At 74.2% G+C, this 8,825-nt stretch carries 5 protein-coding genes; 3 read left to right on the top strand and 2 right to left on the bottom strand.

The window, feature by feature from the left end:
• A partial coding sequence (locus tag AN218_RS38650; protein ID WP_244900894.1) for a macrolactam cyclase family protein occupies positions 1-2,195 on the bottom strand: 2,195 nt, incomplete at its 3' end.
• A gap of 1,996 nt (positions 2,196-4,191) precedes the next feature.
• Here AN218_RS38650 and AN218_RS32240 point away from each other — a divergent pair.
• From AN218_RS32240 to trmB, 3 genes are all read left to right on the top strand, one after another.
• Positions 4,192-5,685, top strand: coding sequence for an NsdA family TPR-like regulatory protein (locus AN218_RS32240; protein WP_070020569.1), 1,494 nt, complete (start codon positions 4,192-4,194; stop codon positions 5,683-5,685).
• Between the two features lie 217 nt (positions 5,686-5,902).
• Positions 5,903-7,261, top strand: a complete 1,359-nt coding sequence (gene lhgO / locus AN218_RS32235) for an L-2-hydroxyglutarate oxidase (protein ID WP_079132830.1) — start codon at positions 5,903-5,905, stop codon at positions 7,259-7,261.
• A gap of 186 nt (positions 7,262-7,447) precedes the next feature.
• The gene (gene trmB, locus AN218_RS32230; protein ID WP_079132829.1) at positions 7,448-8,239 is read left to right on the top strand and encodes a tRNA (guanosine(46)-N7)-methyltransferase TrmB; all 792 of its coding nucleotides are present in this window, start codon (positions 7,448-7,450) and stop codon (positions 8,237-8,239) included.
• A 105-nt stretch (positions 8,240-8,344) separates the two neighbouring features.
• On the opposite strand, the gene AN218_RS32225 is transcribed toward trmB, so the two are convergent.
• A partial coding sequence (locus AN218_RS32225) for a YsnF/AvaK domain-containing protein (protein ID WP_141747783.1) occupies positions 8,345-8,825 on the bottom strand: 481 nt, incomplete at its 5' end.

Raw genomic sequence — 8,825 nt, 5'->3', positions numbered from 1 at the left:
GCGGCGCGGGCGCGGCGTTCGCCGGGGCGTTCCACGGTGGGCCTGAGCCGGGCCGCGGCTTCGAGCCGTACGGACACCTCTGCCAGGGCCTCGCCCGTCAGCCAGCGCGCCGCCGGGCCGGGCCGGCACCAGGTCAGGGCCGCGACGGAGGAGCCGACGGCGCCTTCGCTGCCGTAACCGGCCACTCCGCCGAAAAGCCCCAGATCGGCAAAACCTTTCCCCATGCCGCCCTGTTCGGGGTCGCCGAAGTCGTCGAACGGGCCGTCGCCCTGGCCTCGTCCTCCCGGTCCGTTCCCGGAGCCGTTGCGGCCGGAGCCGGCGGCGCGCAGCCGCTCGGCGGTGCGGGTGACGCCGTCCCGGTACTGGGTGCGGGCGAGTTTGCGCGCCGCCCGGTAGACCGTCCACGGCACGAGTACGGAGCGCCCGGGCGGCACGTCGTCCGCGCGCGCCAACGCCGCGACGGGACGCAGCAGATGGCGCCGCCGCCGGTCCATCAGCAGATCGGCGAGGCGTGCGGGGTGGGCGTCCATCACCTGGCGGGCACCGTAGCCGACGAAGTGGTCGGAGCTGCCGGCGGCCAAACGGCGGCGGTGTCTGCCGGCGACGACGAGCGAGGGCCCCGGTTCGTCGGTCAGCGGTCCTTCCAACTCGGCGAAGGGAAGGGCTTCTTCGCCCACGGCGACGACGACGTGGTGCAGGCGCGGGTCGTCGGCGATGCTGCGTGCGCGTTCGAGTTCGGCGGCGGCGGCGTTGTCGGCGCCGGTGTTGGTGGCGAGGTCGTTGAAGGTGACCGCGAGGAGGCGTTCGCCGCCTTCCGTGCCGTCGAGCGTGCCGTGCACCGTGCCCGGCACCCCCGGGAGTCCCGCGGCGAGCAGGGCCAGGGTGCCGGAGGCCGGTCCTCCGGAGAGGTCGGCGCCGACGCCGGGTGCCGGGCCGCCGCGTGCGGCACGTCTGTCGGCGGGGCCCATGCCGGGGACGGGGCCGGGGTCGCGGCCGTCCGCCCCCGCCCCGCCGGATGCGGCGCGGCCGTTCCGGGAACGGGAGGTTCCGCCGCCCGGTGCGCCGCCCGCTGCGCCGTGCGAGCGGTGGTACGGGCCGTAGGTCTCGGCGCCCTGGGAGTCCCGGGGGTAGGTGCCGTATGCGTCGTGGCGGTACTCGTCGTAGCGGTACTGGTCATGGCGATAGCTGTCATGGCGGTAGCTGTCGGGCCCGGAGGTGTCGTGTCCGAACGCGGCGTTCTCGAACACCTCCTCGATGAACGACCGCTCGGTGTATGCCTGTTGGCCGTCGTCGTAGTCGTAATCGCTGCCGGGGTGCGGCTCGTCTCCGTAGGCGGCGCCGGCGTACGGCGTCCCGGCGGCTCCGCCGTCCCCGTACGCGCCGTACGCCCCCCCGGCACCGGCACCAGCCCCGGTCCCGGTCCCGGCTCCGTACCCGTCCGCCGCCCGTTCCGCGTCCGCGTAAGGGTCCGCGGACCCGTACGCCGCGAGGTCGCTCTCCGAGGCGTGCCGCGGGGCCGCCAGCCGTGCCCGTACCGCCTCGATCAGTGCGTCCCGTACGCGTGCGACCGCGGTGTCGGGGTCGACGGGCGGCGGGGCGGAGACGACGAGCGAGGACGCCGGTTCGTAGCTCGTGATCTCGCGGCTGCCTTCGCGGAGGATCAGCGCGTGCCCGGGCGGTACGCGCCGGACGCCCGCGTACGGAGTGCCGTCCCCGAGGGCTTCGGGTGCGTCGGGGCAAGCGAGCAGTGCGCCGAGGTGGCCGATGTCGAGTTGCGCCTCGGTGAGGTCGGCGAGCGGGAGCGCGGCGGTGGCGTAGGCGGTGCCGCCCTCCCAGGGTGTGTGGAAGACGGGCCGTACGCCGGCGAGGTCGGCGGCGACGGTGAGACGGCGGCCGACGCAGGCGACGGCCGTGTAGCTGCCGGGCCAGGCGGTCAGATGGCGGTACGCGCCGCCGCGCGCGGCGGAGAGGCCAAGGCGGAGCTCTTCGTCGCTGGCGCCGCAACACCCCAGTACGGCAAGGCGGTTGGCGGCGTCGACCTCGATGACGCGGATCTCGTCAGGGCGCCAGTCGCCGACGGCCCAGAGGGGGTCGGGGTCGCTCCACAGAAGCTGCGCGCCGACCGGTTCGAGCGAGCCGGGTGCGTACCGGCCGCGTCCCGGAGCGGCGCTGCTCCATCCCACCAACCATCGCATCGCCGCCCGCCTCCGCTGCCTGAGTGACGCCGTGGGGTGTGCCCCCGCCGCTGCCGGTGAGGAGGCCCCACTGCTGTCCTGCTGCTGCCCTGCGGCCATGTTGCCACGAGAAGGGTGCACGAGAGGCGTGAAAGGGGCGCATATCTGGCTCCAACGCGCCGCTCATGAAGGGGGGTTGCGTGATGCGTGCGCCGGGTGGGCGGGAGTGCGGTGTCTCCGGACGACCGGTGGCGAGTCCCCGGCCTCGGAAGTCCGGTAAGCCCCCAACGGGAGGCATATACCGCTGGCTTCGGCGGACAGCACCGCACCGCTGACCGATGTTATTCGGCCAACTATGGGAGCGCGCCGCGAGGTTGGCCGTTGCAGGGAGTGGCGACCGGCGGAGCACCGATTCCTACACCCTGTGTTCACGTGTCCACATGCTGGAATGCTTCGGGGGTTCGTACCGGCCTCTTCCGCGCCCTCCGTCAGGCTGCCGCGGCGGAGTCGGGAGTACGGGGAGAAGGCGGGCCGAATCGGTCGGCGAACCGTCGCTGCGGCGGCGTCTGCCGGGCGGCGGGGACGGTACGGCAGGGCGAGGCTTCGACGGCCGGAGGGCAACGTTCCGGACAGGTACGGGTGTTGGCGCCGTGAACGTCCGGACGGCCCCGCAAGCCGCCGTCGAGCCGCGCCGGACGAGCCCCGCACCCGGTCCCGGCCGCCAAGTCCTGAGCACCCCTCGGCACCCGGCAGCCGCCCGCCAACGTCTGTCCGACTGTGGGTGGTTCGCGCGGCTTCCGAGGGCGAGGTGACGCTTCCGAGCGTCGGCGCCCCAAGGGCAAGGAGGGTTCGACTCACCGGTCCGCGGAGGCTTACGAGGGGATCTGCCGGGCTCCGCCGGGGGTGGTCCCGAACTCCGGTGCACCGCCTGTATACAACGGGTGCGCGGCCCGTGCACGATCGGTGCACCGGGCGTCTGCGACGGGCTCGCCGGCCCGGGAAGGCTTCTCCAACTTCCCGGGCCGGTACCGTCGCCCGCGGGGAATGGGGCGGCGGTTCCCCCAGCCCGCTGGTCCAGTTCAGCGGGCCGACCCACGCACTTCTCATGGAAGCGTCCGCCGGGCCGCGGGCACAGGCGCATGGGCGGGCGCACGACCACACACCCGGAGCACGAGCGGCACGGCGCGGAACACCGTTATACGACGATTTCTTCACACGGATTTCGGCCGACTGCCGTGCGCCGCGGGACGGTTGGCACGTGACGCCCGCACGTACGTGTCCCCCGCCGTGCGCCGTCGTACGTACGCCGCACGGCATACCCGGCGCATACCGGGCCTCCGCCCCCAGCGCCCGCCGCGCTCCCGTCCCCGTCCAACGGCCCGCGTCCGCCCCGCCGTTCGCCACAGCGGCCACGGACTCCCCGCCGTGTACGCCTCATATACGGCTCGTACGGACGTCGTGCACGCTGCGCACACTCTTCGCGTACGCGTTGTATACGGAGCGCATGCGCCTCCGCCCCCCACACATCCCGCCAACCCCCGCACCCCGTTCCCCGAGCCCCGGCACCGCCCCCACGCCGCCCCGACTCCCGCCACCCCGGCACACCCCCGGCAGATTCCACCCCGTCCGCCGACCGCGCCCCGGCCCCGTTCCCGCCCTGTCCCCCGGACCGTTTCGCCACCCCCGCGCCACCCCCGCGCTCCCACCTGCACCGCCGCCCCCTCCGCGCACGCGCACAGTGACGGGCGACAGGCCCCGACAACACGCAGTGCACAGCCCCGCACCGGCAGCCGGGCCCTGCGCACGGACACGAATCCCGCCATCCCAGCCGGCGCCCCTTAACGGTGAGGATGCGGCGAACTACGCTAAGTCCTCAGTGCGTCCCGCGCCGTGTCTGCCCGCAGCCCCGGCGCTCCGGGGAGGCATCCCGCGGTTCTCCCGCGGGTAGCAGGTGCCGTGCCGCCGGTTCGCGCCAGGCGGCGGGGCGGCCGTCGGTGTGTGTCAGGGGTGTGCGCGCATGTCCAGGGAGCCACGCGGGCCGAATGAGAAGCTCGGCACCGTTCTCGCCCTCGCGGGGATCAGCAACGCCGGACTCGCCCGCAGGGTCAACGACTTGGGAGCGCAGCGCGGTCTGACGCTCCGCTACGACAAGACGTCCGTCGCCCGCTGGGTCTCCAAGGGGATGGTCCCGCAGGGCGCCGCGCCCCATCTCATCGCCGCGGCGATCGGCAGCAAGCTGGGCCGTCCCGTACCGCTGCACGAGATCGGCCTCGCCGACGCCGACCCGGCGCCCGAGGTCGGCCTCGCCTTCCCCCGCGACGTACGCGCCGCGGTGAAGGCGGCCACGGACCTCTACCGTCTCGATCTGCACGGCGGCCGCCGCGGCGGTGGCGGCATCTGGCAGTCGCTGGCGGGGTCGTTCGCGGTCAGCGCGTACGCCACGCCCGCGTCCCGCTGGCTGATAACCCCGGCCGACAGCTCCGTCGCCCGCGACCCGGAGACGGCCGCCGCCTCCGGCCACGTCGGTGCCGCCGCCGCGGACGCGTCCGGGTCCGGGTCCGACGGTACGGGCGACGCCGACTCCTCCTCGCCGCTGCGCGTCGGCCACACCGACGTCGCGAAGCTGCGCGAGGCCGCCGACGAGGCGCGCCGCTGGGACTCCAAGTACGGGGGCGGCGACTGGCGTTCGTCGATGGTGCCCGAGTGCCTGCGCGTCGACGCCGCGCCGTTACTCCTCGGCGCCTACACCGACGACGTGGGCCGCTCCCTCTTCGGCGCCACCTCCGAACTCACCCGCCTCGCGGGCTGGATGGCCTTCGACACCGGCCAACAGGAGGCGGCGCAGCGCTACTACATCCAGGCGCTGCGCCTCGCCCGCGCCGCCGCCGACGTACCGCTCGGCGGATACGTCCTGGCCTCCATGTCCCTGCAGGCCACCTACCGCGGCTTCGCCGACGAAGGCGTCGACCTCGCCCAGGCCGCCGTGGAACGCAACCGGGGACTGGCCACCGCGCGGACCATGTCCTTCTTCCGCCTCGTCGAGGCCCGCGCCCACGCCAAGGCCAACGACTCCCACGCCTGCGGCGCCGCGCTCTCCGGCGCCGAGAGCTGGCTGGAGCGCGCACGCGAAGGGGACGCCGACCCCTCCTGGCTCGACTTCTACTCCTACGACCGCCTCGCCGCCGACGCCGCCGAGTGCTACCGCGATCTGAAGGCGCCCCGCCAGGTGCGCCGCTTCACGGAGAAGGCGCTGTCGAAGCCGACGGAGGAGTTCGTACGGTCGCACGGGCTGCGCCTGGTCGTCTCGGCGGTCGCGGAGCTGGAGTCCGGCAATCTGGACGCGGCGTGCGCCGCCGGGGCGCGCGCCGTCGAGGTCGCGGGCCGCATCTCCTCGGCGCGCACGACGGAGTACGTACGGGATCTGCTGAACCGCCTGGAGCCGTACGGGGACGAGCCGCGCGTCGCCCAACTGCGGGAGCAGGCACGGCCGCTGCTGGCGGCGCCCGCGTGACCGGCACCCCGTGATCCGTACTCCCGTGAGCGGCGCCCGGCGCGGCAGGGCCCGCGATCCGGCCGCCGGGCGCTCCGCCGAACCGTCGTGACCTGCGTCGCAGCCCTTTGTCAGTGGTGCGGTCCATGATGGACAACGTGCCGGCCGACACGACGCCGAAGCCCCCGGCCCGCGACCGCACCCGTCCTCCATCTCCAGCACCACCCCGGAGAGAGCCATGCCAGAGCCGGCGCCCGCTCCCGCCCCCGGCACCGCCTCCGCCCGTGGCGGCGCCGCTGCGAGACCGGGTCACGACTGCGACGTCGTGATCGTCGGCGGCGGCATCGTCGGCCTGTCGACGGCGTATGCGATCACGCAGTCCGCGCCCGGCACCCGTGTCGTCGTCCTGGAGAAGGAGCCCGGTCCCGCCCGGCACCAGACGGGCCGCAACAGCGGTGTGATCCACAGCGGGATCTACTACCGCCCCGGTTCGCTCAAGGCGCGCTTCGCGGTGCAGGGGGCGGCCGAGATGGTCGACTTCTGCGCGCGGTACGGGATTCCGCACGAGGTCACGGGCAAGCTGATCGTCGCCACCGAGCGCGACGAGCTGCCCCGGCTGCACGCCCTGATCCAGCGCGGCAGACAACACGGCATCCCCGTACGGGAGTTGGGGCCCGCGCAGATCGCCGAGCGCGAGCCGTACGTACGCGGTCTGGCCGCCATCCACGTCGGCACGACGGGCGTGTGCGACTTCGGCGCCGTCGCCGGGCGACTGGCGCGGCTCGCCCGCGAGGGCGGCGCGGAGATCCGCTACGGGGCGCGCGTGACCGCCGTGCAGCGGCGTACGGGTACGGGCGTCGCCGTCCGCGTGACGGAGGGCGGCCCCGACTCCGGCCCCGGCTCCGATCCCGACTCCGGTCCCGGCGCCCGTACGTCGGTGGTGCGGGCCCGCACCATGGTCAACTGCGCCGGGCTGCACAGCGCACGGCTCGCCCTGCTCACCGGTGACACCCCCGCGGCGCGCATCGTGCCCTTCCGCGGCGAATACTTCGAACTGGCCGCCTCCCGCGAGGAGTTGGTCCGCGGCCTGGTCTATCCGGTGCCGGACCCGGCGTTCCCCTTCCTCGGCGTCCATCTGACGCGGGGCATCGACGGCGGCGTCCACATCGGCCCGAACGCCGTCCCCGCCCTGGCGCTGGAGGGGTACGGCTGGCGTACGGTCCGCCCCGCCGAACTGGCCGGCGTCCTCACCCACCCCGGCACCTGGCGCATGGCCCGGCGCCACTGGCGTTACGGGGCGGGCGAGTTGCGCCGTTCCCTGTCCAAGCGCGCGTTCACCACGGCGGTACGGCGGCTGCTGCCGGAGGTCTCCGCGGACGATCTGGTCCCCGCGCCCGCGGGCGTACGGGCGCAGGCGGTGCTGCCAGACGGTTCCCTCGCCGACGACTTCCTCATCACCGAGGGGCCGCACGCGGTCCACGTGCTCAACGCCCCCTCCCCCGCCGCGACGGCCTCGCTGCCCATCGGCCGGGAGATCGCGGCGCGTGCCCTCCGGGCCGTCCAGGCGCTCAACGCGCTGCACACGGCGGCCTGTTGACGCCACCGTCCTCCGGGACGGATCCGTACGGGCACCCAGGACGCGGGCCCGGTGGCACCGGCCCTGTGACACCGGACGCGGCACCCCGCCCCCGCGCGCCCGTACAGTGGAAGCACTGTGTCTGAGCACTCCCAGAAGCCTGTGAACTCCGAGACGCCCGCGGCCGAGCACCCCGGGAGGCCGTCCATGTTCCCGGACGGTGAAGGCCCGTCGGCCGACCCCGCCGGATCGCATCACGAGCGGCGCATCCGCAGCTTCCAGCCCCGCCGCAGCCGCGTCACCGCCGGGCAGCGCGCGGCGCTGCGCCGGCTCTGGCCGCGCTGGGGCTTCGACATCGACGGGCAGCGCCGCATCGACCTCCGCGACCTGTTCGCCTCCTCCGGGGAACGGGAGCTGCCGCCGGACGGCCGCGGCGAACGCGAACACTCCGAACGCCCTGAACGCCCCGAGCGCCCCGTCGTGCTGGAGATCGGCTTCGGCATGGGAGAGGCGACCGCCGAGATGGCCGCCGCCGACCCCGGCACCGACATCCTCGCCGTCGACGTGCACACCCCGGGCCAGGGCAATCTGCTCCGCCTCGCCGACGAACGCGGCCTGACCAACGTCCGCGTCGGCAACGGCGACGCGATCATCCTGCTCCGCGAGATGCTCGCCCCCGAGTGCCTCTCCGGCCTCCGCGTCTACTTTCCCGACCCGTGGCCCAAGAAGCGGCACCACAAACGGCGCCTGATCCAGCCGGAGTTCCTCGATCTCGCGGCCGGCCCGCTGCGTTCGGGCGCGCTCGTGCACTGCGCGACGGACTGGGAGCCGTACGCCGAGCAGATGCTCGACGTCCTCTCCGGACACCCCGCGTACGAGAACACCCAGCTCGACGGCGGCTTCGCGCCCCGGCCAGAGATCCGGCCCCGTACCCGCTTCGAGGGCCAGGGCCTGGAGAAGGGCCACAAGGTCCGCGACCTGCTCTTCCGCCGCGTCTGAGCCCAGACCTGGGACGAACGAACTCGGGACGAGCTTGGGACGAGAGAGGAGAACAGGACGCGGGGACCGGAGTCCGGCCCCCGCGTCCTGCCGTCGGCCCGGCCGTCAGGCGGTCGAGTCGTCGATGCCCTCGACCTCGATGCGCTCCTTGCGCACGGTCCCGCGGACGGTCTCCTGGTCGACGTGTTCCTCCGTGACCAGCCGGATCCGCTCCACCGGCACCGCCTCGGTCTCCACGACCGGACGCTCGTCGTGCAGGACGACCTCGTAGGCGTCCTCCGAGATCTGGGGCCCGCTCATCGCCTCGGCCCTGTTGGCCTCGGTGATCGGCTCGCGTTCGATACGCACCTCCTCGTGCCGCACCGGAACGCTCTGCTCGACCTCCTCCGTCACGACGTACTTCAGCAGCCGCGCACGACCGGTCTCGAACCGCTCCGTCCCGACGCGCAGATGCTCCTCGGAACGGGTCATGGCATCCTGACCGGTCGCGAGACCGCCTGCGGCGCCCGCCTCCGCGGACTCCTTCGTGTACGGCTTCGCGCTCGCGGCGCCCGTCGCACCGGCCGCTCCCGCGGCACCGGCGGCG

The sequence above is a fragment of the Streptomyces nanshensis genome (assembly GCF_001751255.1).
Taxonomy (GTDB): Bacteria; Actinomycetota; Actinomycetes; order Streptomycetales; family Streptomycetaceae; genus Streptomyces; species Streptomyces nanshensis_A.
Note: the sequence above shows the minus strand (reverse complement) of the source record. Positions and strands in the feature narration are given on the sequence as shown.